Genomic DNA, 22,066 nt, shown 5'->3' on the forward strand with positions numbered 1-22,066 from the left:
TCCTCACGACGCGAGGTGCTTGAGCGCCTCGCGTCGGGAGAGCCCGCTGAGCCGGTCGTCGTACGTCGCGACGAAGGAGCGGACCCAGTCCGGGTCGGTGCGTGCGTGCTGCCGCAGCGCCCAGCCGAGCGCCTTGCGCACGAAGAACTCGCGGCCGTACGCCGTGTCGTCCAGGTTGGCGACCAGCACCCGCGCCAGCAGGTCGGTGTCGGTGTGCTCGCCGTGGCGCAGCTGCGCGAGCATCGCCGTACGTCGGACCCACAGGGTGTCGTCGTCCACCGACCACCGCTCGATGACCGGTGTCGCGTCCGCGCGGTGGTCGAGGAGGACCTGGCCGACGGGGTGGGCGGCGATCTCGTCGACGACGTCCCACCAGGCGCCGGTGCGGACGAGCTGCTCGAGGAGCGGGAGCAGGTCGGGGTCGAGCCAGGCCCGGTGGGCCTGGTGCCGCAGGAGCGCGATCGCGGCGTACCACTCCTCGCGGTGCTCGGCGTCCTCCCACAGCTCGAGCACCGCTGCCTCCCACTGGGCCCGGTCGACGAAGCGGTGCTCGACCAGCAGGGGGCGCAGCAACGCCTTGAGCGCCGGCGAGCCGAGTCCCACGTAGGGCAGCGCGGACTTCATGTAGGCCTGCTGCTGCGCGGCTCGTCGGGGGTCGCCGGCCCCCGCGAGGGCGGCACGGACGGCACCGACGTAGGTCACCGGCGTCAGCCCACCAGTCGCTCGCGCAGGTGCTCGAGCTGGCGCGCCGGGTCGCCGGTGAGCCCGCCGTGCACGGGTCCGGGCTGGAGCACGGTGCTGCGGGGCGCCTTGAGGAAGCCGAACCGCTGGCCGAGCGACTGCCGTGCCGCCTCGCCGCCGCGCTCGTCGCCGCGGCACACCCAGTCGGTGAACGTGAGGGCGTCGCACACCTGGTCGACGTCGATGCTGGGGTGGAGCGCGCGGAGGCGGTCGGCGTCGACCGACCACGAGACGTCGAGGAAGTCGGTGGCCTGGCAGTGCAGCACGACACCGACGTTGACGAACTCCTCACGCTCCGGGCGCGGCACGCACCGGAGGACGACGTACTGGTAGGCCAGCCTGGTGACGGTCATCGCATCGCCCCCGGGAGCCACTGGCGGGTGCCGAGGCGCGCGACGAGGAAGTCGACGTACGCCGTGCGCAGCTCGTCCGGCGACTCCGCCCCGGGCACCGGCTCGAGCCAGACGTCGGGGACCTCGGCCAGCACCTCGACGAACACGTCACGGTCGAGAGGTGCCGCGATCTCCTCGTCGAGCTCGCGCGCCCGCCCGGCGCACTCCTCGAAGACGTGGCCGGCCACGTCCCACGGTTGCGCAGCGAACTTCGCCGGGTCGGTGACGCCGGATCGCCAGCCGTGGTGGAAGTAGAGCGACGCGCCGTGGTCGATGACCCACAGGTCGCCGTGCCAGAGCAGCAGGTTGGGGTTGCGCCACGAGCGGTCGACGTTGGCGGTGAAGGCGTCGAGCCACAGCACGCGGGCGCCCTCGTCGTCGGCCGCGGTGACCTGACCGTCGACGCCGAACGAGCCGGGGAGGAAGTCGATGCCGAGGTTGGGGCCCACGCTGGCGTTGAGCAGGTCCTGCACCTCCTCGTCGGCCTCGTAGCGGGCGAGCTCCGGGTCGAGGTCGAGGACGACGAGGCGCGGGGTGCGGAGGCCGAGACGGGTGGCGAGGGCACTCACGATCACCTCTGCGACGAGGACCTTGGCGCCCTGACCGGCGCCGCGGAACTTGCAGACGTAGGTGCCGAGGTCGTCGCCCTCCACCACCCCGGGCAGGCTCCCGCCCTCGCGGAGGGGCGTGACGTAGCGGGTGACAGTGACGCTGGGGAGGCCGGAGGAGGTCACTGGACCGGCGTCTCCTCGGCCAGGCGCTCGGTCTCGGCGGCCACGTCGAAGTCGGCGGGCGGCCACTCCAGGTCAAGGCCGCGCAGCGTCTCGAGCAGGAGGTCGCCGACGGCGAGGTTTCGGAACCACTTCTTGTCGGACGGGACCACGTGCCACGGCGCCACCTCGGTGTTGGTGTGCTCGAGCGCGATCTCGTACGCATCGCGGTAGGCCGGCCACAGCGCACGCTCGTCGAGGTCGCCGGGGTTGTACTTCCAGTGCTTCTCGGGGTTGGCCAGCCGCTCGGCGAGTCGCGCCTTCTGCTCGTCGGCGCTGATGTGGAGCATGCACTTGACGACGGAGAACCCCTCGTCGGCGAGCCGGGCCTCGAAGTCGTTGATCGCGCCGTAGCGACGCTGGAGCTCGTCGGCGTCGGCGAAGTTGCGGACCCGGGCGATCAGGACGTCCTCGTAGTGCGAGCGGTCGAAGACCCCGATGTAGCCGGCGCCGGGAAGGGCCTTCTCGATGCGCCAGAGGAAGTCGTGCTGCTTCTCCTCCTCGGTGGGCGCCTTGAAGCTGGTGATGCGGACGCCCTGCGGGTCGACGAGGCCGATCGTGTGGCGGAGCACGCCGCCCTTGCCGCTGGTGTCCATGCCCTGCAGCACGAGCAGCACGCGGCGCTCGGACCCGACGGTCCGCTCGGCCCAGAGCCGCTCCTGCAGGTCGGCGAGCTCGGCACCCATCTCGGCGAGGGCCGCTTGGCCGTCGGACTTGCCGCCGTCGAAGCCGGGCGCCGCGTCGGTCTCGATGGCCGTGAGGTCGACGGGGCCCGTGGGAAGGCGGAGCGCGTCGCGGATGGCTGGGCTCATGGGGTCATCATGGCCCACCGCCGCCGGCGCGGGACGTACGCCGTCGGGTCGACGCGCAGGCCGGCTCTGATCAGTGCCCGAGGGCGTTCGGGTCGACCACCGGCGGCAGCACCGACCACGGGAAGTCGATCCAGCGCTCGGTCGTGCGCCAGGAGTAGTCGGGCCGGATGACCGACTGGGGCTTGTCGTAGATCACGACTGTGCGGGCCTCGGCGACGTGACCCTCGCAGAAGGCGTGCACGAGCTCGAGGGTGCGACCGGTGTCGGCGACGTCGTCGGCGACGAGCACCTTGAGGCCGGACAGGTCGATCGCCGCGGGCGTGGGCGGCAGCATGATCGGGACGTCGAGGCGCTGGTCGACGCCGGTGTAGAACTCGACGTTGACCACCGAGATGTTCTTGACCGCCAGAGCGTAGCCCAGCCCCATGCCGAGGGCCAGTCCGCCGCGCGCGATCGCCAGGATCATGTCGGGACGGAAGCCCGAGTCGGCCACCTCCTGCGCCAGCTCGCGGGTGGCCGTGCCGAAGAGGTCGTACGTGAGGACCTCGCGCTCGCTGCTCACGGGGACCATCCCACCAGAGGTCGACGCGCGTCGGAAGGGCGACCCGACCTCACCCCCCGGACCCCGCGGACCGACCCGAGCGTCATGCGAACCCGACCCCATAGGTGCGGATTCGTATGACGCAGCACGCCGGCCGACCCGACCGAGGGAAAGGGCCAGCGGACGGCACCGCGGCGGGGCCGGCCTGGCCTCAGAAGTCGGGGTGCCCCTCGTCGTCGTCCGCCTCACCGAGCGCCTCGCGGACCACCGAGAACGCGAGCCCGGCGGCGTAGCCCTTGCGGGCGAGGAGCCCGGCCAGTCGGCGGGTGGCGACCTGGTGGTCGAGACCGCGCATCGAGCGCAGCTTCTTGTCGACGAGCGCCCGGGCCGCGGCCCGCTGGTCGGCGTCGTCGATCTGCTCCAGCGCGGTCTTCGAGACCTCGTCGTCGATGCCCTTGCGGCGCAGCTCCTGGGCCAGCGCGCGCGGCGCCAGCCCGCGGCTGCGGTGGCGGCTCTCGACCCACTGGCGGGCGTAGGCGGCGTCGTCGATCAGGCCGACCTCGGTGAACCGGTCCAGGAGCTGGCCGGCGAGGTCGTCGGGCACGCCCCGCTTCGCCAGCTTGTCGGCGAGCTCCTTGCGCGAGCGTGCCTGCCCGGTGAGCGTGTCGAGCAGGATCTTGCGGGCGACGGCCTCGGGATCGGCCTCGAGCTCGGCGGCCGCAGCCTCCTCCCGCGCGAGCCTGGCCGCCTCGCGCTCCTCCCAGGTGCGGGTCCGGCTCCGGCCGCCCTTGCCGGCCTTGCCCTTCCTCCCACCCGCGCGCCCGTCGCGACGACCAGCGTCACCTCCACCGCCCGGACGGGGCGGACGCTGCTCGGTGGGCGTGGGTGGGGTGCTCCCCACCCACGCCTCGACTCCGAGCGCGACGTCGCCGACCCAGTCGGGCGCGGGACGGGTCTCGTCGCTCATCGCGGGTTGCTCGCTCAGAAGTCGTTGACCCCGATGGGCTCGTCGCTCAGGTCGTCGCCGGGCTTGTCGACGGCAGGAGTCACACCGAGCTTCTCGAGGATGAGCTTCTCGATCTCGTTGGCGAGGTCGGGGTTGTCGCGCAGGAAGTTGCGCGAGTTCTCCTTGCCCTGGCCGAGCTGGTCGCCCTCGTAGGTGTACCAGGCGCCGGCCTTGCGGATCAGGCCCGCCTCGACGCCCACGTCGATGAGACCGCCCTCGCGGCTGATGCCCTTGCCGTACATGATGTCGAACTCGGCCTGCTTGAACGGCGGAGCCACCTTGTTCTTCACGACCTTGACGCGGGTGCGGTTGCCGACCATGTCGGTGCCGTCCTTGAGCGTCTCGATGCGACGCACGTCGAGGCGCACCGAGGAGTAGAACTTCAGGGCGCGACCACCGGTCGTGGTCTCCGGCGAGCCGAACATCACGCCGATCTTCTCGCGCAGCTGGTTGATGAAGATCGCGGTCGTGCCGGAGTTGTTGAGGGCACCGGTCATCTTGCGCAGCGCCTGGCTCATCAGGCGGGCCTGCAGGCCGACGTGGCTGTCGCCCATCTCGCCCTCGATCTCGGCGCGGGGCACGAGCGCGGCCACCGAGTCGATGACGATCAGCGACAGGGCGCCGGAGCGGATCAGCATGTCGGCGATCTCGAGCGCCTGCTCGCCCGAGTCGGGCTGGGAGACCAGCAGCGCGTCGGTGTCGACACCGAGGGCCTTGGCGTAGTCGGGGTCGAGCGCGTGCTCGGCGTCGATGAAGGCGACGATGCCGCCGGCCGCCTGGGCGTTGGCCACCGCGTGGAGGGCGACCGTCGTCTTTCCGGAGGACTCCGGGCCGTAGATCTCCACGACACGACCGCGCGGCAGGCCACCCAGGCCCAGGGCCACGTCGAGGGCGATCGACCCCGTCGGGATCACCTCGAGCGGCGCCCGCGTCTCGTCGCCCAGTCGCATGACCGAGCCCTTGCCGAACTGCTTCTCCACCTGTGCGAGCGCGGCGTCGAGGGCCTTCTCGCGGTCTGCTCCAGCCATTGCTGTGTCCCGTCTAGTCGTCGTGTCGTGTGAGGTACGTCTGCGACGCTAGGGCGAGCCACCGACAGTCCCTGATCAGGACGGTCGAACGCTGTGGACAACCTCGCCCCTCGTCGTACCTGTGCATGAACAGTAGCCCGAACAGGTGTTCGACGCGCGCTCCGGCGCGGCGTGTCGGACACGAGCTTCTCCGCCGTCGGACGGCACGACGCGGGCGCCTCAGGAGTGCCGGCGGGTCACGGTGCCGGCGACCACGACGGCAGCGGCCAGCAGTGCTGCGAACGTCGCGAGTGCGGGGTACCCGAACGCGCCGACGATGACCCCGGCGAGGGCTCCACCGCCGGCCGCGGTGAGCGACATGGCCATGTCGGAGGTGCCCTGGACGTCGGTGCGGGCGTCGATGGGCGTGCGGTCGGCGATGACGGTGGACGCGGCCACCGTGGCGCACGACCAGCCCAGGCCGAGGAGGAAGAGCCCCGCGAAGATCTGCCACGAGGTGCCCTGGGGCGAGAGGCCGCACAGCGCCAGGGACACCAGCAGGACCACTCCCCCGGTGACCAGGACAGCAGACCGGCCGACCCGGTCGGCGGCCCAGCCGACGAGCGGGGAGAAGGCGAACATGCCGAGCACGTGGATCGAGATGACGAACCCGATGATCTCCAGGTGCGCGCCGCCGTGCTCCATGTGGAGCGGGGTCATGATCATGACGGTCACCATCGCGGCGTGGGCGCAGGCCATCGCCACGACCGCGGCCCCGATGGCCGGCACGTCGCGCACCACGGCGACGAACCGGCCCCACGACCGTCCGCGGGGCTCGGGCCCGGCGCTCGGCACGGCGCCGGCCGTCTCCTGGGCGAGCAGCAGCGGGTCCGGGCGCAGCCGCCACCACACCCACCCGGCGGCGACGAGGAGGACGACCGCGCCGATGGCGAAGCCGCCGGTCAGCTCGGGCACGCCCAACGAGCGGGCGACGTCCGCGCCCACCCCGGTGAGGTTGGGGCCGGCGACGGCGCCGATCGTGGTGGCCCACACGACGAGCGACAGGGCCCGGGCGCGGTGCTCCTGGGTCGCGAGGTCGGTGGCGGCGTAGCGCGACCCGTTGTTGACGGCCGTCGTGGCGCCCAGCATGAGCGCCCCGAGCAGCAGGACCGCCATCGAGTCGACGACGCCGGAGACGACCGCCAGGACCGCACCCGTCGCGCCGATCAGGTAGCCCGCGACGAGGCCGACGCGTCGCCCGCGGCGGCGCATGACGCGCGCGAGCCCGTAGGCGGCCGCGGCGGTGCCGAGGACCTGGAAGGTCTGCGCGAGACCGGCCATCGTCTCGCTGCCGGAGATGTCGCGCGCGAGCAGGGAGGCCGTCGCGACGCCGATGGTGACGCCGACGGCGCCGACGGCTTGGGACACGACGAGGGTGCGGACCGTACGACGCTGGACGTCCGCGACGGTCAGGCCGGCGGCGAGCCGGGTGGTCACCGCTCGGTGTCCGGCAGCTCGAGCTGGCGGCGCACGGCGGCCCACACCTGCTTGGGGGGCATGCCTGCGTCGAGCGCCTCCCGGGTGGTGCGGCCGTCGAGGTCGCGCACGACGGTGAGCTCAGCCCAGGTGCGGGAGTAGGCCCGTCCCAGGACCTCGTCGAGCCGTGCCCAGAACTCGGTGTGCCTCATGGCGACACCCCATCACGGACCGCCGACAGCTCGAGCCAGGTCTCCCCCCGGTCGCCCCCGAGGCCCTGCCGGACCACGACGTCGCCCCAGCCCGAGGCGCGCACGACCACCTCGACGGCCGGCGCCCGCCAGTAGGTGAAGTGCCGCGGTCCGCTGATCGTCCCGTGGGTGGACCAGCCCTCGCCGTCCCCCTCCTTGAGGGACATGCGGAGGAGCCCACCGGGCCGGGTCACCTCGGCCAGGCGGCCCAGCACCGTTCGCAGGTCGGCGCGTGCGACGTGCAGCAGCGACGCGTTGGCCCACACGGCGTCGTACGGCCCGTCGGGTGAGGTCAGGTCGTCCACCAGGGGGTCGAGCCGGTCGCACGCGTGGCCCTGCTCGCGCAGCAGCTCGACGAAGGCGGGCGTGACGTCGGTGCGTCGCACGGCGAGCCCGAGCTGCTCCATCAGCAGCGCGTCACGGCCGCCCCCGGATCCGATCTCGATCACGCGAGCGCCCGGTCCGATCCGGGCGGCGAGGTCCTCCAGGTCGGCGCGCACCGGGTCGGGCACGGTCGCGGTGCGGGCGGCGTACGCCGCTGCGTCGCGGTCGTAGGACCGGACCGTCTCGCTGGTCACCTCGGCGCCGCCACGTCGTGGAGGTGGTGGACGACGTCGTGCAGGTGGTAGCGGCCGAGGCTCTCCACGGTGAACTCGTCACCGTTGGACCTCCGGCCCCGGCGGTCACGGCCGGCGCCGGTCACGGAGGCGTAGAGCGCGGCCACCGCGCGGGCGGCCTCGACCAGCTCGGCCGCCACCGTCGCGGGGTCCTGGCTGCCGTAGGCGCCCTCGACGGCGGTGGCGTCCTGGTCCCAGTTGGCGAAGGTGGGGTCGTCCTCGGCGAGCATCAGGCGCACGCGCTCGGCGAACAGCAGGTGCACGTCGCGGACGTGGCAGCCGTACTCGAGCGCCGACCAGACCCCGGGGCGCGGGCGGACGGCGACGTCACCCCCGCCCAGCACCCGCGCCCACGCGGACGCCGTCGTGACGAGGAGGTCGGGCAGGTCCGACACGTCGTGGGCGGAGGCGTCGAAGCCGCACTCCGGGCACGGCCGCTCGAGCACCCAGGTCCAGTCCTTCGTGTCGGGCGTGATGCTCATGGCCGTCATCCAACCAGTCCCGCCGGCGGTGACAATGTCTGGAATGGACATCCGTCGCGCACTTCCCGCCGACCTGCCCGCCGTCGCCGAGATCTACGGTCGGGAGGCCCGCGAGGGTCACGCCACCTTCGACCTCGACCCGCGCCCGATGGACGTGTGGGAGGCCAAGCTGCGCGACGTCGGCGACCACTTCCTCGTCGCCGACGACGGCGGCGTGGTCTGCGGCTACGCCATGTCGTCGCCGTTCCGGCCGAAGCCGGCCTACGCCCACACCCGCGAGACGACCGTCTACGTCGCTCCCGGGCAGCAGGGACGCGGCGCCGGCCGCGCCCTGTACGACGACCTGCTGGCACGCCTCGCCGACGACGGGGTCCACCTGGTCGTCGCTGCCGTGGCCCTGCCCAACCCCGGCAGCCTGGCCCTGCACCGCTCCTGCGGCTTCGAGGAGGTCGGCGTGATGCGTGAGGTGGGCCGCAAGCAGGGCCGGTGGATCGACGTCGCCTGGTGGCAGAAGGTGCTGGGCTGACGCCGCCCGGTCAGGAGGTCAGCCCCCGAGCTCCACGGTGGTGCAGGCCAGGCGTGCGCCCGCCGCGCCCGTGACTGCGTTGGTCGGCAGGGCGTGGATGACGACCGATCCCGCACTGCCGGGCGCGAAGGCCCACGGCACCGTCGTCGTGGCCACTCCCCGACCCTCGTCGTCCGCGGTGACGTCGAGCCAGACCTCGCGCTGCGCGAGCGGCACGCTCGGGTCGGTGGAGTGCTGGTAGTGGCCGCCGGAGGCCAGCGGGTCGGACCCACAGGTCCCGGTGTGCACGTGGGCGCCGAACGTCCGGCCGGGCGGCAGCCCCGTGACCATGAGGCGGACGCGGGTCGTCCCCTCGGACGACCAGGCGTGCACCTGCGTCCTGATCTGGTCGTACGCCGTGTCGTGCACGACCGTCGGCCCGTGGCCGTGGTCCACCGCGACGCCCCCCGCCATGGCTGCTGCCGGCACCGCGACCAGCACGCTCGCCGCCGCCAGTCCTGCTCTCTTCCGGTACATCTGGGTCCTCCTCGGGTCGGCGTGCACGAGAGGTGCACGGCGGCGGACCGGGACGGCCCGCCACGAAGGAGTGGCTCCGGACCGGGTGTTCGGTTCACGCCCGGTCTGGACCAGTGCGAGACGTGACGACTCCTGCGAACCGATCATGGGCGTCGCTGCCACAAGGAGACGTGATGGGAGAGGTGCACGACGGCTGGAGCCCCGAGCAGGGGTACGCCGCCTGGAGCGACGCGCAGCTGGTCGACGCCGTGGGGGCGTCCGACCGCGGCGCGCTGCACGAGCTCTTCGCGCGCCACGAGCCGTGGCTGGCCACCCGCCTGTCCCGGCGGTGCGCCGACCGCGCGCTGGTCGACACGGCCGTGCAGGACACGTTCCTCGCCGTCTGGCGCAAGCCGCAGGGGTGGCGCGGCGAGGGGGACGTGGCGGCGTGGCTGTGGGGCATCGCCGTCCGGTCGCTGCTGCACCAGCTCCGCCCCCGCGCCAACGTCCTCGAGCGCCTGCGCAACCTGCGCAGCAGCCCGGCGACGTCCGCGGAGGAGGAGGTGCTGGCGCGCGTCGAGCACAGCGACGTGGGCGTCGCGTTCGCGCGCCTCTCCCCCGACCTCCAGGCGGTCGTCCAGGCGACCGTCCTCGACGGCCTCACCACGCGCGAGGCCGCCGCGCTGCTCGGCATCCCGAGCGGCACCGTCAAGAGCCGGATGAGCCGCGCTCGCACCGAGCTGAGGGAGGCCCTGCTGTGACGCAGACCTGGCACGCCGACGAGGAGGCGCTGCGCGCGTGGGCCGACGGCTCCGCTGCGCCCGTCCCCGCCGCCTCGCTCGAGGCACACCTGCTCCGCTGCGACGAGTGCCGGCGCCGGATGGCCGCGCTCGCGCCGGCCACCCCCGGCAGCGACGTCGTACGCCGCTGGGACGCGCTGGCCGACCGGATCGACCGGCCGCGCTCCAACCCGCTGCTGCGCCTCGGCCTCGCCACGCCCGGGCTGCGTGCCGCCTGGCTCACCTCGATCCTGCTGCTGCTCACCCTGCCGGTCGTCGTGTCCGTGCTCGACGTCCGGCTGCCCGTGTTCATGGCGCTGGCGCCGGTCGCCCCGCTCGCCGCGGTGGCGCTCGCCTACGGTCGTCACGCCGAGCCGGCCGGAGAGCTCGCGCTCGCCACCCCGACCGCCGGCCTCCGCGTCGTGGCCGCCCGGGCCGTCCTGGTGGCCCTGCCTGCCGTGCCCGTCGGCGTCGGAGTGGCCCTGCTGCTCGGGCTGCCCACCGCGATCGCCCTCGGCTGGCTGCTGCCCGGTGCCGCGCTGGCCGCGCTGGTGGCCCTGTCCGGCACGACCCGGCTGGACCCCTCGGTCGTCGCCGCGACCCTGGGCTCGCTGTGGGCGGTGGCCGTGTCCTGGCCCGCCGCCTCGCGCAGGGTGCCCGCCGACGTCGTGAGCCACCTGGTCGCCTCGGCTCCCGCCCAGCTCACCGCCCTGGTGGTCGCGCTCGCCGCGATCGCCCTCACCGTCGCTCGCCGCGACACCGTCGCCTACCGGAGGACCGCATGAGCACCACCCGCACCGACGCCGCCACCCAGGCGCCCACCGGCACGCTGATCAGCGCGGCCGGCATCACCAAGGCGTTCGGCTCCCAGCGCGCCGTCGACCACGTGGGCCTGACCCTCGGACGAGGCATCGTGGGGGTCCTCGGGCCCAACGGCGCCGGCAAGACGACGCTGCTGCGCATCCTGGCGACCGTGCTCGCCCCCGACCGCGGGACCCTCTCGCTGCTCGGCCTCGACCCGGCCCACCCGGGCGCCCGCACCGAGGTGCGACGCAGGCTCGGCTACCTCCCGCAGTCGCCCCGGCTCTACGGCGGGTTCACCCCGCTCGAGATGGTCGACTACGTCGCCATCCTCAAGGAGCAGACCGACGCGGCCCGGCGTCGGCACGAGGCGGTGGCGGTGCTCGAGGCCGTCGGCCTCACCGACGTCATGCACAAGCGGATCCGCGCGCTGTCGGGCGGCATGCAGCAGCGCGTCGCGCTGGCGTCCGCGCTCATCGGCGCCCCGGAGCTCCTCGTCCTCGACGAGCCTGCCACCGGACTCGACCCGGAGCAGCGCATCGCGCTGCGCTCCGTCCTCGCCGAGACCTCGCACCGCGGCTGCGTCGTGCTGTCGACGCACAACACCGCCGAGGTCGCGGCCCTGTGCCAGCAGGTCCTCGTCATGGACCGCGGCCGGATCTGCTGGTCGGGGACACCCACCGAGCTGGCGGGCGAGGCCGAGGGCCGGGTCTGGGAGTCCGACGTCGAGGAGCCCACGGCGCTCCGATCGTGGCTGACCGGCCCCGGCACGCGCCGCCACGTGGGCACCCTGCCGGACGGCGCCTCGCCGGCCGTCCCCACCGTCGACGACGGCTACCTGCTCGTGACGAGGCTGACGCGATGAACACCGCGCTGGTCCAGGCCGCCCTGCCCACCGCGCGAGCCATCCGCTGGGCGCCCGCGGTCTGCCTCGCGGGTGTGCTCGTCGCTGCGACCGTGCTCGCCCGGTCCGCCGGCCGGCCTGCGGACGTCGTCCTCGCCATCGCCGCAGCCGGCCTCGCGGCGACCGTCGTCTCCGGCCTCCACGACCCGGCCGCCGGACTGCTCTCGGCTGTGCCGGTGTCGCTCATGCAGCGTCGGGGCCTGCGCCTCGCCCTGCTCGGGCTGCCGGTCCTCGCGGTGTGGTTCCTGCTCGACTCGCTGACGACCGCGCGGCTGTCCGGGCCCGGTCCGCTGCTCGCCGTGATGGCGTGCGGCGTGGCCGTCGCCGTGTGGGCGCCGCAGCGACGGGCCGTGGTGCTGGGGGCATCCACCCCGGTGGTGCTGTTCGCCCTCCACCAGTTCCTGCCGGGTGGAACCGTCTCGGACGTCCTCGGGTGGTGGCTGACGGAGCCGTGGTGGGTGCTCGCGGCCGCGACCCTTCTCTGCATCGCGGGGCGGCGGCGATGAGCACGACGACCGCCAGGCCCGTGTCCGCCGGGTCGGCGCCCGCGACGGTGACCCGCGCGCTGGTCGTCACCGAGGCGCGCCGGATGCTGCGCAACCCGGTGCCCTGGGCCTGCCTGGCCCTCTCCGTCTGGGCGCTGTGGACCGTCCGGCCCGAGCCGGGCGAGTGGCCGGGCTCGTCCTACGAGAGCATCGTGCCCGCCGTCACGCCCCTGCTGTTCGGCATCTCGGTCGCCGTGGCCGTGCCCTTCCACCGGGCTCGCCACGACGTCGCCCCGGCCGCACCCGTCCCCGAGGTGCGCCGGACGCTCGCCCGGCTGCTGGCAGCCCTGCCCCTCGTCGCGATGACGGTGGCGTACGCCGTCCTGGTCGCGTGGCGCGAGCGGGACCTCGGCGGGCTGTGGCTCGGCATGGAGCCCGGTCGCACGACCGAGGCGTTCCACACCACCGCCGAGCTCTCCCAGCTCGTCGTCCTCGCCCTCGTGGCCGTCGCGCTCGGGGCCGCCCTCGGACGGCGGACGTCGCGGCTCGTGGCGCTGGTGCCCGCGCTCTTCGTGCTGTGGTTCGTCGTCAGCGTCTACTGGCTCTTCGGCATGCCGTCCGTGACGCCGTTCTCGGTGATCCAGGTGCAGCCCGTCCACCTCCCGGCCGGCACACCCGCGACCGACCCTCTCAGCCTCCCGTCCGACTGGCTGCTCGTCGGGTCGCCCCACACCACCGGCGGCGGGTGGGAGCGGCAGTGGGTGTCCGCGGCCCTCGCGTGGTGGCACGACGTGTGGCTGCTCGGGATCGCGGCGCTGCTGCTCGCCGTGGCCTGGCCACGGCCGGGCCGACGGGTCCTGCTCGCCGCCGGCGTGGTCCTCGCCGTGGCCGGAGTCGTCGGCCAGCAGGTGGTGATCCCGTGAGGCGGCGCCTGCTCCTCGTGCCCCTGGCCGTGGCGGTCCTGGCCGCCTGCAGCCCCGCGGCCTCCGACGTCGACGGCGAGGTGTTCGCCCGCGGCCCGATGGCGCCGGCCGCCGACAAGAGCCCCGACGCCGTCCCGGTCGTCGTCGACACCGACCTCGCGCCCGACGACCTCGCGGCACTCGCCCTGCTGCTGCGCCACCCCGACGTGCGCGTGCTCGCCGTGACCGTGCCGCAGACCGGCGAGCTGGACTGTCGGGGCACCGACCTGCTCGGCGACTTCTTCCGAGCGCTCGAGACGGCGCCGCCGCCCGTCGCGTGCGGAGCCACGCCCCGCGGCGAGGACGGCGTGATGTTCCCGCCCGAGTGGGGCGCCGGCGCCCTGATGAACAGCGGGCTCCGGCGCGACGATGGTGCCGGTGGCGGCGGTGACGGTGGTGACCTCACCCCGGTGCGCACGCCCTCGGCCGAGCTCATCGCCCGGCTGGCGCGGCGCCACCCCGGGCTGCAGGTCGTCGCCCTGGCACCCCTGACCGAGGTGGCCGCCGTCCTGCGGGAGCACCCGGCGGCGTACGCCCGGCTGGGCGGCGTCACCACCATGGCCGGCACCGTCGACAGCGAGTCGCACGCCGACGGCGTGGGCGAGTGGAACGCCGGGGCCGACCCGGTGCCGTTCGCGGAGGTGCTGGCCGGCCCCGTGCCGGTGACCGTGGTCCCCGACGACCCGGTGCCGGTCGGTGCCCCGGACGGCCTCGCCGGCCCGGTCGTCGGCGGGCTCGGGCGCGTCCCCGGGTTCGAGTCCCCGAAGTACTGGGACCTCGCCACCGCGGGCACCTTCGTGGACGGCTCGGCCGCGACCACCGAGTCGGGCACCTGGGCTGTCGACACGACCGGCGACCGCGGCCGGCTCCGGCGTACGGGCGACGGGCCGGTCCGCGTCGTGACCCGCCTCGACGCGGCGGCCCTCGACGAGGTCTACCGCGACGTCTTCGGGTGAGCGGGCCAGCTCAGGCCAGTCCGAGACGGGCCGTCGACACCTCGCGCATCTCGACCTTGCGGACCTTGCCCGTGACGGTCATCGGGAACTCCTCGACGACCATCACGTAGCGCGGGATCTTGTAGTGGGCGAGCCTGCCGGTCGCGAAGGCGCGCACCGCGTCGGCGTCGAGCGGCTCGCTGCCCGGGCGCATCCGCAGCCACGCGCAGAGCTCCTCGCCGTACTTCTCGTCCGGGACGCCGACCACCTGGACGTCCTCGATGTCGGGGTGGGTGTAGAGGAACTCCTCGATCTCACGCGGGTAGATGTTCTCGCCGCCGCGGATGACCATGTCCTTGATCCGCCCGGTGATCCTGACGTAGCCGTCGTCGTCCATCACGCCGAGGTCGCCGGTGTGCATCCACCCCTCGCCGTCGATCGCCTCGCGGGTCTTCTCCTCGTCGTCCCAGTAGCCGAGCATCACCGAGTAGCCGCGGGTGCAGAACTCCCCCGCCTCGCCGCGCGGGACCGTCTCGCCGGTGACCGGGTCGACGATCCTGACCTCCAGGTGGGGGCAGACCCGGCCGACGGTGCCCACCTTGCGCTCGAGCGAGTCGTCGGTGCGGGTCTGCGTCGACACCGGCGACGTCTCGGTCATGCCGTAGCAGATCGTCATCTCGTCGATGCCGGCCGCGATGAGCTTCTTCATCATCTCCTCCGGGCACGGCGAGCCCGCCATGATCCCGGTGCGCACCGAGGACAGGTCGTAGCCGTCGAGGTCGGGCAACGCCCACTCGGCGATGAACATCGTCGGGACGCCGTAGAGCGAGGTGCACCTCTCGTCCGAGACCGCCTTCAACGTCAGCGCCGGGTCGAAGCCGGGCGCCGGGATCACCATCGCGGCCCCGTGGGTGGAGCAGGCGAGGTTGCCCATGACCATGCCGAAGCAGTGGTAGAAGGGCACGGGGATGCAGACGCGGTCCGCCTCGGTGTAGCGGCACACCTCGCCGACGAGGTAGCCGTTGTTGAGGATGTTGCGGTGGCTCAGGGTCGCGCCCTTGGGGAAGCCGGTGGTGCCGGACGTGTACTGGATGTTGATCGGGTCGCCCGGCGCGAGGGTCGCGGCCCGGGCGGCCAGGTCGTCGGCGGACACGCCCTCGCCGTCGGCCAGCAGGCCGCCCCAGCTCTCCTGGTCGTCGAGGTAGACCACGCGCTCCAGCGCCCGGTTCTCCGCGGCCGTCTCGTCGACCATCGAGCGGTAGTCGCTCGTGCGGAACGACGTCGCCGCGACCAGCAGCCGCATTCCCGACTGGTTCGCGACGTAGGAGAACTCGTGCGTGCGGTAGGCCGGGTTGACGTTGACCAGGATCGCGCCGACCTTCGCCGTGGCGAACTGGACCAGCGTCCACTCGGCGCTGTTGGGCCCCCAGATGCCGACGCGGTCGCCCTTCCCGATGCCGGCACCGACCAGCCCGCGCGCCACGGCGTCGACGTCGGCCTGCAGCTCCGCCCAGGTCCAGCGCCTGCCGCTCGCACACTCGATGAGCGCCTCGCGGTCGGCGTACGACGCGGCGGTGCGCGCGAGGTTGTCGCCGATGGTCTCCTCCAGCAGTGCCGGGGTCGACTCGCCCTTGGTCCAGGAGTCCGTGCTGCTCGCCATGCTCCCGAACCTAGCCCGCGAGCCCGCTCAGGTCAGCAGCAGCTTGTCGAGCCGGCGGCGTACGACGAGCAGGCCGAGGATGCCCATCACGACGAGGTAGACCACGGAGATCGCAGACTCCCACGTGATCACGCCGGTGGTGAGCTCGCGGCACAGCACGACGCCGCGGTAGAGCGGGGTGGCCTCGACGACCCAGCGCAGCACGCCGTCGCCGAACGCCTCGACCGGGAAGAAGGTGGCCGAGAAGAGGAACAGCGGCATCTGCGCGAGCGTGATCTTGTCGAAGTCCTGCCAGCTCGTCATCCACGTCGTCACGGCCATGCAGACCGCGGAGAAGGCGAAGGCGATGAGGATCGCGGCCGGCAGGGCCAGCACGGCCCACCACGAGTGCGTCAGGCCCATCAGCGCCATCACGACGAGGAAGGCCGCGGAGTAGACCGAGCCCCGCATGAGGCCCCAGGTGATCTCGCCGCGCGCGATGTCACCGGTCGACAGGGGCGTGGCGAGCATCTGGTCGTAGAGCTTCTCGTACTTCATCTTGAAGAAGACGTTGTAGGTCGAGTCGAGCAGCGCCCCGTTGAACGCGGACGTCGCGAGCATGGCCGGGGCGACGAACTCGGCGTACGGGATCGCCTCGCCGTGGAACTCGAAGGTGTCGATCAGCTGGCCCACCCCGATGCCGATCGAGAACAGGTAGAAGACCGGCTCCAGGAAGCCGGTGATGAAGAGCTTCCAGGCGTCCTTGTAGACGACGTAGTTGCGCAGCACCAGCACCTTGGTGGCCGCGGCCGGCGTCAGCGGGGCCGGGATCCCCTCGACGAGCGCCATGTCAGACCTCCAGCCGGCGGTCGAGGTTGCGCACGGCGAGGAACCAGCCGACGACGGTGAGGGTGACGAGCACGGTCACGTTCAGCGCGGCGAGCGCCCAGTCGATCCGGTCGACGCAGAACATCCGGGACAGCGAGACGCCGTGCCACAACGGGGTCAGCCGGGCGACCCACTCCAGCACCGGCCCCAGGTTGCTGATCGGGAAGAAGGCACCGGAGAAGAGCGTCAGCGGGATGACGCCGAGCCGGAACAGCAGGCCGAACCCCTCCTCCGACTTCAGCCGCGCGCTGTAGGAGAAGACCAGCGTGGTGAACGCGAAGCCGACGAGCACCTGCGAGAGCCACGCCAGGATCGGCCCCCACCACGTCGCGAAGACGCCGAACGGCGCGATCACCAGCATGAACACCGCGCACGCCGAGGCCACCCGGAACATCACGAACGCGACGTAGGCGTTGACCAGGTCGCGCACGGCCAGCGGCGTCGCCAGCTGCGCGAAGAACGTCTTGTGCCACTTGATGGACCCCATGACGGGGTACGTCGACTCGCTGACCGCGATCGTCATGGCGTGCGAGGCGACGAGGCCGGGGACCACGAAGGCGAGGTAGGACGACGCGCCCTCGAGCCGGTCGGGGTCGCCCTCGATGAACCCGCCGAGCAGGACGCCCATCGCCACGACGTAGAGCAGCGGGGTCAGGAAGCTGCTCACCACTCCCCCGCGCCACGTGCGCTTGAGGACCGTGAGCCAGTAGTCGTACTGCCGGGCCATGCCCTCCCACGCCGAGAGCGAGCCGGTGGGGCGCACCGGGCGGGCCGAGGTCGTCGGGGGCTTCGTGCCGGATGCCGTGTCGGATCCCGTGTCGGATGCCATGTCTGATGCCATCAGTCCGCCAGGCTCCGGCCGGTGAGACGCAGGAAGACGTCCTCGAGCGTGGACCGCCGCACGAGGGTGGCGATGGGGTGCAGGCCGCGGTCGAGCACGGCCGTGACGACGTCCTCGCCGTGGTCGCTGTAGACGAGGAGCCGGTCGGGCAGGACCTCGATCCGCTCGCCGAGGTCCTCGATCTTCTCCGCCAGCGCCTCGTGCTCGCCGACACCGAAGCGGAGCTCGGCGACCTCACGGGTGGAGTGGGCGTCGATCAGCTGCCGCGGCGACCCCTCGGCCGCGATGAGGCCCTTGTCCATCACCACGAGGCGGTCGCAGAGCTGCTCGGCCTCGTCCATGTAGTGGGTCGTGATCACGAGCGTCACCCCGGCCTGCTTGAGCCGGAACAGCTGGTCCCACAGGACGTGTCGGGCCTGCGGGTCCAGGCCGGTCGTCGGCTCGTCGAGGAGCAGCAGGTCGGGGTTGTTGATCAGGCTGCGGGCGATCGTCAGGCGGCGCTTCATGCCGCCGGAGAGGTCCTCGACCTTGGCCTTCGCCTTGTCCGTGATCTGCGCGAATTCGAGCAGCTCCTGGGCGCGCTCGCGGCAGGTGGCGCGGTCGATGCCGAAGTAGCGGCCGTAGATGTAGAGGTTGTCGAACACGTTGAGCTCGTTGTCGAGCGTGTCCTCCTGCGGGCACACGCCGAGCCGGCCCCGGATCGCGGGACCGTCGGTGGCGGGGTCCATGCCGAGGATCCGCAGCTCACCCGAGCTCACCGGGCTGACCGACGCGATCATCCGCATCGTGCTCGACTTGCCGGCGCCGTTGGGCCCGAGGAAGCCGAAGGCCTCGCCGCGGCGCACCTCGACGTCGATGCCCTTGACGGCCTCGAAGTCCCCGAACGCCTTGCGCAGTCCCCGTGCCGAGATCATGGCTTCTGTCACAGGCGTCGACCCTAGATCATCTGCTCGCACTTCGGGCGAGGACGAAGGTCTGCACCGGTCCCGACCCGCTGCCCAGGAAGCCGTCCGCCCGCATCTGCTCGACCTGGTCGCGGATCGACCCGTCGGTCGAGGCGTCCGCAGCGGCCGCCCCGCTGACGTAGTGGTCGAGGGAGTGGTTGTCCACGACGTCGTGCGTGCCCTCGTCGAAGAGGACGGTCGTGCGCCGCGGCTGGTCGGGGTTGTCCTCCCCGTCGAGCAGCGGCACGGCGTCCCCGCGGTTCTCGAGGTGGAGGGCGGACGTCCCCGCGGGGAGCGCCTCGACCTGAGCGGTCGGCGCCCCGGCGGTCACGACGTGCTGGACGGTGAAGTGGCGGGCGAACTCGGCGTCGGCGGCGAGCGCCGCCGAGACCATGCCGCCCTGCGAGTGACCGACGAGCATGACCTGCTTGCCCTCGAGACCGGCGTCGAGCATCGCCTGCTGCACGCCGCGACCGTAGGCGTTGTCCATCCCGCCGATGAGCTGGAGGTTGGTCTCCATGTCGCGGACCAGGCCTCCCGGGCCCGGCAGCGGACCCATGTCGTCGGTGCCCGGGAGGTAGACGATGTAGCGGTCGTCCGGCTCCTCGCCGACGCGCTGCACCTGGATCGCGCCGTGCAGGTCGGCCCGGCCGCGACCCTCGTCGAGGTCGTTGGTCATTGACAGCTGCTCGACCAGGCTGCGCAGGCTGTCGGGCTGCGCCACGCCCGCCCCACCCTCGACCCCCGGAACCTCGGTGACGGTCACGTCCGTGTCGTCGCCGAGCAGCACGGCCATCAGCCGGGCGGCGTCGTTGGTGGTGGCGCCGTGGACGGGCCCGTCGCCGGCCCCGGTGAGCACGGCGCTGCCGGTGACCAGCCCGCCTGTCAGGCCGTCGAGCAGGCCGCCGCCGCTGTTGACGAGGTGCTGCGCCAGGTCCGGGTGGTCGTGCACGAGCCGACCGAGGTCGTCGGTGAGCTGCGCGCCGACCTCAGCCTGCTCGCGCGGCGACAGCGTCGACCACCAGACGTAGGTGATCCCTCCGGCCGCGAGCAGCACCGGGAGGGCGCGCGGCAGCGCCTGCCCCGCCAGCCGCCCCAGGGTCGTGTCGATCGCCTCTCCGAGGTGCTGTGCGAACGCGTCGCTCGCGACGAACGCGGCGACCACGGCACGGACGCCGACCGCGTCGGCCTCGATCCCGACCGCCCGCACGGTCAGCCCGTCGGCGCCGGTGGTGGCGTCGAGGACCTGCACCTCGGCCTCGGCGAAGGACAGCGGGGAGAGGACGGACGACGCGAGCAGGTCGCCGTCCGCCATGACGCGCCCACCCGTCGTCGCCATCTCGGCCAGGTCGCCGGCCTGCCGCTCGTAGCGCGAGGCGAGGGCGAGCATCTGCGCGTAGCCGGCCCGGACGCCGTAGGAGCCGCCCGACACCGACTCGATCGGCGGCAGGACCTCGCCGCTCACGAGGTCACCTCCGCGGCGAGCAGCGACAGCTCTCGGGGCAGGTCGGCCGCCTCCCTCCGCTCGATGCGCACCATCGTCCAGCCGTCGCGGGTGAACGGCCGCAGCGACCGCCACCCGTCAGGGAGCAGCACCCACTCCACGACGCCCGCGCCGGGGCGTCCGCGCCCGCTGCGCCCCATGACGGCGGCGTGCAGGCGCCCGCGCGACGTGGTCTCGAGCCGCTCGAGCCAGCGGCGTACGTCGCGGTCGTCGGCGACCCGGACCGCGTCGGGGGCACCGCCGGCGAGGGTCGTCCCCGCGTGGTCGGACACCAGCTGGTCGAGCAGGTCGTGGCGGCGGCGCCGGACCGTCTCGCCGGTCGCAAGCAGGAGCTCCCACGGCGTCTCGATGATGCCCGGGACGACGTCCGGGACCGCCCCCGCGGTGTCGCGAGCGGGACGCCACGTGCGGGTGTCGACGTGGGCGGCACGGGCGAGCTCGAGCCACCAGGAGTCGACCGCGAGCCGGCTGAGCTCGAAGACCTCACCGTCCGCGGTGGACAGGCAGACCACCCAGCGACCCCGGCTGTGGTGCCTGCTGCGCACCCGGACCGTGCCGCTGGGCAGGGCGACGAGCATCTCGAGCTCCACCGCGAGGGTCGGGGCGTGCCACACGTCGAGCACGGCCCGTCCCTGCTCGGTGAGGATGCCGGAACCGAGCAGGCCCGCCGACGCGAGTGCCTCCTTGGCGGCCTCGTCGGCGGCGTCGCTCCCGGCCGCGCCCGGTCCACCGTCCGACGCGGCGCCGAGCCGCTCCCCCAGTCCGTCGTCCGCAGCACAGCCGTCGAGCAGCCGCGTGGCCAGGGACGGCGTGCCGGTGAGCGCGGCCAGCCGGTCCAGCGCCGCCCGGGAGAGCACGTCGCGGCGCGGGGGCGCGGTGTGCCGCCGGGCCTCGCTGCCGCCGGCTCCGAGCACGACCGTGCTCACCGCACACCGCCCGGGACCCGCACGTCGAGCCAGTCCCGGTGCCCGTCGGGTGGCGGCCGGAACTCCGCCAGCGCCTGGTCGAGGGGGTCGGGAGCGGCCGCCCCGGCGAGGTCCGCCACCCGGCCGGCGAGGTCGGCCAGACGCGCCCGCGCGCCCTCGACCAGACCGCGCACCCGGTGCGCGACCTCCCGGATCAGGTCCGTGAGCCGGTCGACCTCGTCGGCGTGGCGTCGCAGCGCCCGCGCGGCGTCGTCGTGCCGATCGGCGGTCCGGCGCAGGGCAAGGGCTCGCTCCGCCATCCGCTCGCGCATCGCCTGTGCGGCCCTGCCGTCCCACAGCACCAGCCGCGACGCGCTGACCAGCCGGTCGGCGTCGAGCCGGATGTCGTCACCCTGCTCGCTCATCTTACGGGCCAGCCGCCGGATGGCCGCGGTGTCTCCATACATGGTGCGTCTCCTGCCGCCTCGGCGCCGTGGTGCGCCTGGCGTTCGGGTGCCCGGGCCGCAACGCACGGAAACCGCGGTGCGGCGATCTGTGGACAGCCGGCACGCATGGCCCGGATGCCTAGGCTGGCGCCGTGGACGCCCCCGCCGTGGAGCCCGTGTCGCCGGACGCGCCGGCGATGACGCGCACCGTCGTGGTGAGCCAGCGCTGGTGCGACCTGACGTTCCTGCACTGGGCGGTCGACCCGGACGAGGTGGCGGGCCTCATGCCGCCCGGGGTGCGGCCCGACGTGCTCGACGGCCGGACCTACGTCGGCCTGATCCCGTTCCGCATGGTCGGTGCCGGCTTCGGGCGCGGACCCGCGGTGCCGTGGCTCGGGACGTTCCTCGAGACCAACGTGCGCCTCTACTCCGTCGACGCGACCGGCCGGCGCGGCATCGTCTTCCTGAGCCTGGACACCGACCGGGCGGCCGTGGTGGCGGGAGCGCGCGCCGCCCTGGGCCTGCCCTACCGGTGGGCACGGATGCGTCACCGCCGCGACGGAGACGTCCACACCTACGACGCGCGCCTGCGTGCTCCCGGACCGCGTGCGTCGAGCCACGTCGTCGTACGCGTGGGCGCGGCGCGCGAGCCCACGGAGCTCGACCACTTCGTCAGCGCGCGGTGGGGGCTGCACACCCACTGGTGGGGCCGCACCCTCCACGTGCCCAACCGGCACGAGCCGTGGCCTGTGCACGACGCGGAGGTCATCGACCTCGAGGACGAGCTGATGAGGTCGGTCGGGTTAAGCGACCTCGCCTCGCGACCACCCGACCACATCGCCTGGAGCCCCGGCGTGCGTACGGAGTTCGGCCTCCCGGGCGACGCCCGACGACCACGGAGGTCCTGACCCCGCACC

At 73.3% G+C, this 22,066-nt stretch carries 27 protein-coding genes; 8 read left to right on the plus strand and 19 right to left on the minus strand.

All coding sequences use genetic code 11. The features are described from left to right. Window positions 1–3: 3 nt before the first annotated feature. The 11 genes from NYO98_RS08150 to NYO98_RS08200 form a co-directional block, all read right to left on the minus strand. On the minus strand, window positions 4–702 hold the full coding sequence (locus NYO98_RS08150) for a DNA alkylation repair protein (RefSeq protein ID WP_268111086.1): 699 nt from the start codon (window positions 700–702) through the stop codon (window positions 4–6). 5 nt (window positions 703–707) lie between these two features. Then, window positions 708–1,094: a DUF3037 domain-containing protein gene (locus NYO98_RS08155; protein WP_268111087.1), complete on the minus strand. Its 387-nt coding sequence runs from the start codon at window positions 1,092–1,094 to the stop codon at window positions 708–710. Beyond that, entirely contained in the window at window positions 1,091–1,867 is a 777-nt protein-coding gene (locus NYO98_RS08160) for a HipA family kinase (RefSeq protein ID WP_268111088.1), read from the minus strand. Before NYO98_RS08160 ends, NYO98_RS08155 begins: the two co-directional genes overlap by 4 nt. Beyond that, entirely contained in the window at window positions 1,864–2,715 is an 852-nt protein-coding gene (locus tag NYO98_RS08165; RefSeq protein ID WP_268111089.1) for a PPK2 family polyphosphate kinase, read from the minus strand. Before NYO98_RS08165 ends, NYO98_RS08160 begins: the two co-directional genes overlap by 4 nt. A 70-nt stretch (window positions 2,716–2,785) precedes the next feature. Continuing rightward, window positions 2,786–3,277 carry a phosphoribosyltransferase gene (locus NYO98_RS08170; protein WP_268111090.1) on the minus strand — a complete coding sequence of 164 codons (492 nt, stop codon included), beginning with the start codon at window positions 3,275–3,277 and terminating at the stop codon, window positions 2,786–2,788. A gap of 190 nt (window positions 3,278–3,467) precedes the next feature. After that, window positions 3,468–4,223 (minus strand): regulatory protein RecX, encoded by a 756-nt coding sequence (locus tag NYO98_RS08175; RefSeq protein ID WP_268111091.1) that lies wholly within the window; start codon window positions 4,221–4,223, stop codon window positions 3,468–3,470. A gap of 14 nt (window positions 4,224–4,237) precedes the next feature. Continuing rightward, window positions 4,238–5,290, minus strand: a complete 1,053-nt coding sequence (gene recA / locus NYO98_RS08180) for a recombinase RecA (protein WP_268111092.1) — start codon at window positions 5,288–5,290, stop codon at window positions 4,238–4,240. Between the two features lie 219 nt (window positions 5,291–5,509). Further along, the gene (locus tag NYO98_RS08185; protein ID WP_268111093.1) at window positions 5,510–6,766 is read right to left on the minus strand and encodes an MFS transporter; all 1,257 of its coding nucleotides are present in this window, start codon (window positions 6,764–6,766) and stop codon (window positions 5,510–5,512) included. Further along, window positions 6,763–6,957 carry a DUF3046 domain-containing protein gene (locus NYO98_RS08190; protein ID WP_268111094.1) on the minus strand — a complete coding sequence of 65 codons (195 nt, stop codon included), beginning with the start codon at window positions 6,955–6,957 and terminating at the stop codon, window positions 6,763–6,765. Before NYO98_RS08190 ends, NYO98_RS08185 begins: the two co-directional genes overlap by 4 nt. Further along, complete coding sequence (locus tag NYO98_RS08195; RefSeq protein WP_268111095.1) at window positions 6,954–7,574, minus strand: class I SAM-dependent methyltransferase; 621 nt, start codon at window positions 7,572–7,574, stop codon at window positions 6,954–6,956. The genes NYO98_RS08190 and NYO98_RS08195 overlap by 4 nt, the downstream gene beginning before the upstream one ends. Then, window positions 7,571–8,095, minus strand: coding sequence for a DinB family protein (locus NYO98_RS08200; protein ID WP_268111097.1), 525 nt, complete (start codon window positions 8,093–8,095; stop codon window positions 7,571–7,573). The genes NYO98_RS08195 and NYO98_RS08200 overlap by 4 nt, the downstream gene beginning before the upstream one ends. Window positions 8,096–8,138: 43 nt before the next feature. Between NYO98_RS08200 and NYO98_RS08205 the strand changes: the two genes are divergently transcribed. Then, on the plus strand, window positions 8,139–8,621 hold the full coding sequence (locus NYO98_RS08205) for a GNAT family N-acetyltransferase (protein ID WP_268111098.1): 483 nt from the start codon (window positions 8,139–8,141) through the stop codon (window positions 8,619–8,621). An 18-nt stretch (window positions 8,622–8,639) separates the two neighbouring features. On the opposite strand, the gene NYO98_RS08210 is transcribed toward NYO98_RS08205, so the two are convergent. Then, a complete protein-coding gene (locus NYO98_RS08210) occupies window positions 8,640–9,137 on the minus strand; it encodes a superoxide dismutase family protein (RefSeq protein ID WP_268111099.1) in 498 nt (165 codons plus the stop codon). A gap of 173 nt (window positions 9,138–9,310) precedes the next feature. Between NYO98_RS08210 and NYO98_RS08215 the strand changes: the two genes are divergently transcribed. From NYO98_RS08215 to NYO98_RS08240, 6 genes are read left to right on the plus strand one after another with little or no spacing between them, the layout of a single operon-like run. Further along, the gene (locus NYO98_RS08215) at window positions 9,311–9,877 is read left to right on the plus strand and encodes an RNA polymerase sigma factor (RefSeq protein ID WP_268111100.1); all 567 of its coding nucleotides are present in this window, start codon (window positions 9,311–9,313) and stop codon (window positions 9,875–9,877) included. Continuing rightward, window positions 9,874–10,680: a cupin domain-containing protein gene (locus NYO98_RS08220; protein ID WP_268111101.1), complete on the plus strand. Its 807-nt coding sequence runs from the start codon at window positions 9,874–9,876 to the stop codon at window positions 10,678–10,680. Before NYO98_RS08215 ends, NYO98_RS08220 begins: the two co-directional genes overlap by 4 nt. Then, window positions 10,677–11,561 (plus strand): ABC transporter ATP-binding protein, encoded by an 885-nt coding sequence (locus NYO98_RS08225; protein ID WP_268111102.1) that lies wholly within the window; start codon window positions 10,677–10,679, stop codon window positions 11,559–11,561. Before NYO98_RS08220 ends, NYO98_RS08225 begins: the two co-directional genes overlap by 4 nt. After that, window positions 11,558–12,106 carry a hypothetical protein gene (locus NYO98_RS08230; RefSeq protein WP_268111103.1) on the plus strand — a complete coding sequence of 183 codons (549 nt, stop codon included), beginning with the start codon at window positions 11,558–11,560 and terminating at the stop codon, window positions 12,104–12,106. The genes NYO98_RS08225 and NYO98_RS08230 overlap by 4 nt, the downstream gene beginning before the upstream one ends. Next, window positions 12,103–13,008, plus strand: a complete 906-nt coding sequence (locus tag NYO98_RS08235; RefSeq protein WP_268111104.1) for a hypothetical protein — start codon at window positions 12,103–12,105, stop codon at window positions 13,006–13,008. The genes NYO98_RS08230 and NYO98_RS08235 overlap by 4 nt, the downstream gene beginning before the upstream one ends. After that, the gene (locus NYO98_RS08240) at window positions 13,005–14,003 is read left to right on the plus strand and encodes a nucleoside hydrolase (RefSeq protein ID WP_268111105.1); all 999 of its coding nucleotides are present in this window, start codon (window positions 13,005–13,007) and stop codon (window positions 14,001–14,003) included. The genes NYO98_RS08235 and NYO98_RS08240 overlap by 4 nt, the downstream gene beginning before the upstream one ends. 10 nt (window positions 14,004–14,013) lie before the next feature. On the opposite strand, the gene NYO98_RS08245 is transcribed toward NYO98_RS08240, so the two are convergent. From NYO98_RS08245 to NYO98_RS08275, 7 genes are read right to left on the minus strand one after another with little or no spacing between them, the layout of a single operon-like run. After that, window positions 14,014–15,642, minus strand: coding sequence for an AMP-binding protein (locus tag NYO98_RS08245; RefSeq protein WP_268111106.1), 1,629 nt, complete (start codon window positions 15,640–15,642; stop codon window positions 14,014–14,016). A gap of 27 nt (window positions 15,643–15,669) precedes the next feature. Further along, on the minus strand, window positions 15,670–16,470 hold the full coding sequence (locus NYO98_RS08250; protein ID WP_268111107.1) for an ABC transporter permease: 801 nt from the start codon (window positions 16,468–16,470) through the stop codon (window positions 15,670–15,672). Window position 16,471: 1 nt separating this feature from the next. Continuing rightward, complete coding sequence (locus NYO98_RS08255; protein ID WP_268111108.1) at window positions 16,472–17,338, minus strand: ABC transporter permease; 867 nt, start codon at window positions 17,336–17,338, stop codon at window positions 16,472–16,474. Between the two features lie 11 nt (window positions 17,339–17,349). After that, entirely contained in the window at window positions 17,350–18,276 is a 927-nt protein-coding gene (locus tag NYO98_RS08260) for an ABC transporter ATP-binding protein (protein WP_456094054.1), read from the minus strand. A gap of 16 nt (window positions 18,277–18,292) precedes the next feature. Further along, window positions 18,293–19,759: a PGAP1-like alpha/beta domain-containing protein gene (locus tag NYO98_RS08265; RefSeq protein ID WP_268111109.1), complete on the minus strand. Its 1,467-nt coding sequence runs from the start codon at window positions 19,757–19,759 to the stop codon at window positions 18,293–18,295. Then, complete coding sequence (locus tag NYO98_RS08270; protein WP_268111111.1) at window positions 19,756–20,724, minus strand: hypothetical protein; 969 nt, start codon at window positions 20,722–20,724, stop codon at window positions 19,756–19,758. Before NYO98_RS08270 ends, NYO98_RS08265 begins: the two co-directional genes overlap by 4 nt. Further along, window positions 20,721–21,170, minus strand: a complete 450-nt coding sequence (locus tag NYO98_RS08275; RefSeq protein WP_268111113.1) for a hypothetical protein — start codon at window positions 21,168–21,170, stop codon at window positions 20,721–20,723. The genes NYO98_RS08270 and NYO98_RS08275 overlap by 4 nt, the downstream gene beginning before the upstream one ends. A gap of 131 nt (window positions 21,171–21,301) precedes the next feature. On the opposite strand from NYO98_RS08275, the gene NYO98_RS08280 reads away from it, so the two are divergent. After that, complete coding sequence (locus tag NYO98_RS08280; RefSeq protein ID WP_268111114.1) at window positions 21,302–22,057, plus strand: YqjF family protein; 756 nt, start codon at window positions 21,302–21,304, stop codon at window positions 22,055–22,057. Window positions 22,058–22,066: the final 9 nt, after the last annotated feature.

Source organism: Nocardioides pini, from assembly GCF_026712185.1.
Taxonomy (GTDB): domain Bacteria; phylum Actinomycetota; class Actinomycetes; order Propionibacteriales; family Nocardioidaceae; genus Nocardioides; species Nocardioides pini.

Bases quoted from the DNA above. Each gene is read 5' to 3' on its own strand.
- NYO98_RS08215 (WP_268111100.1), top strand. From the start codon at position 9,311: ATGGGAGAGGTGCACGACGGCTGGAGCCCCGAGCAGGGGTACGCCGCC.
- NYO98_RS08235 (WP_268111104.1), top strand. From the start codon at position 12,103: ATGAGCACGACGACCGCCAGGCCCGTGTCCGCCGGGTCGGCGCCCGCG.
- NYO98_RS08250 (WP_268111107.1), bottom strand. From the start codon at position 16,470: ATGGCGCTCGTCGAGGGGATCCCGGCCCCGCTGACGCCGGCCGCGGCC.
- NYO98_RS08175 (WP_268111091.1), bottom strand. From the start codon at position 4,223: ATGAGCGACGAGACCCGTCCCGCGCCCGACTGGGTCGGCGACGTCGCG.
- NYO98_RS08155 (WP_268111087.1), bottom strand. From the start codon at position 1,094: ATGACCGTCACCAGGCTGGCCTACCAGTACGTCGTCCTCCGGTGCGTG.
- NYO98_RS08165 (WP_268111089.1), bottom strand. From the start codon at position 2,715: ATGAGCCCAGCCATCCGCGACGCGCTCCGCCTTCCCACGGGCCCCGTC.
- NYO98_RS08225 (WP_268111102.1), top strand. From the start codon at position 10,677: ATGAGCACCACCCGCACCGACGCCGCCACCCAGGCGCCCACCGGCACG.
- NYO98_RS08275 (WP_268111113.1), bottom strand. From the start codon at position 21,170: ATGTATGGAGACACCGCGGCCATCCGGCGGCTGGCCCGTAAGATGAGC.
- NYO98_RS08255 (WP_268111108.1), bottom strand. From the start codon at position 17,338: ATGGCATCCGACACGGGATCCGACACGGCATCCGGCACGAAGCCCCCG.
- NYO98_RS08210 (WP_268111099.1), bottom strand. From the start codon at position 9,137: ATGTACCGGAAGAGAGCAGGACTGGCGGCGGCGAGCGTGCTGGTCGCG.
- NYO98_RS08205 (WP_268111098.1), top strand. From the start codon at position 8,139: ATGGACATCCGTCGCGCACTTCCCGCCGACCTGCCCGCCGTCGCCGAG.
- recA (WP_268111092.1), bottom strand. From the start codon at position 5,290: ATGGCTGGAGCAGACCGCGAGAAGGCCCTCGACGCCGCGCTCGCACAG.
- NYO98_RS08245 (WP_268111106.1), bottom strand. From the start codon at position 15,642: ATGGCGAGCAGCACGGACTCCTGGACCAAGGGCGAGTCGACCCCGGCA.
- NYO98_RS08200 (WP_268111097.1), bottom strand. From the start codon at position 8,095: ATGAGCATCACGCCCGACACGAAGGACTGGACCTGGGTGCTCGAGCGG.
- NYO98_RS08190 (WP_268111094.1), bottom strand. From the start codon at position 6,957: ATGAGGCACACCGAGTTCTGGGCACGGCTCGACGAGGTCCTGGGACGG.
- NYO98_RS08230 (WP_268111103.1), top strand. From the start codon at position 11,558: ATGAACACCGCGCTGGTCCAGGCCGCCCTGCCCACCGCGCGAGCCATC.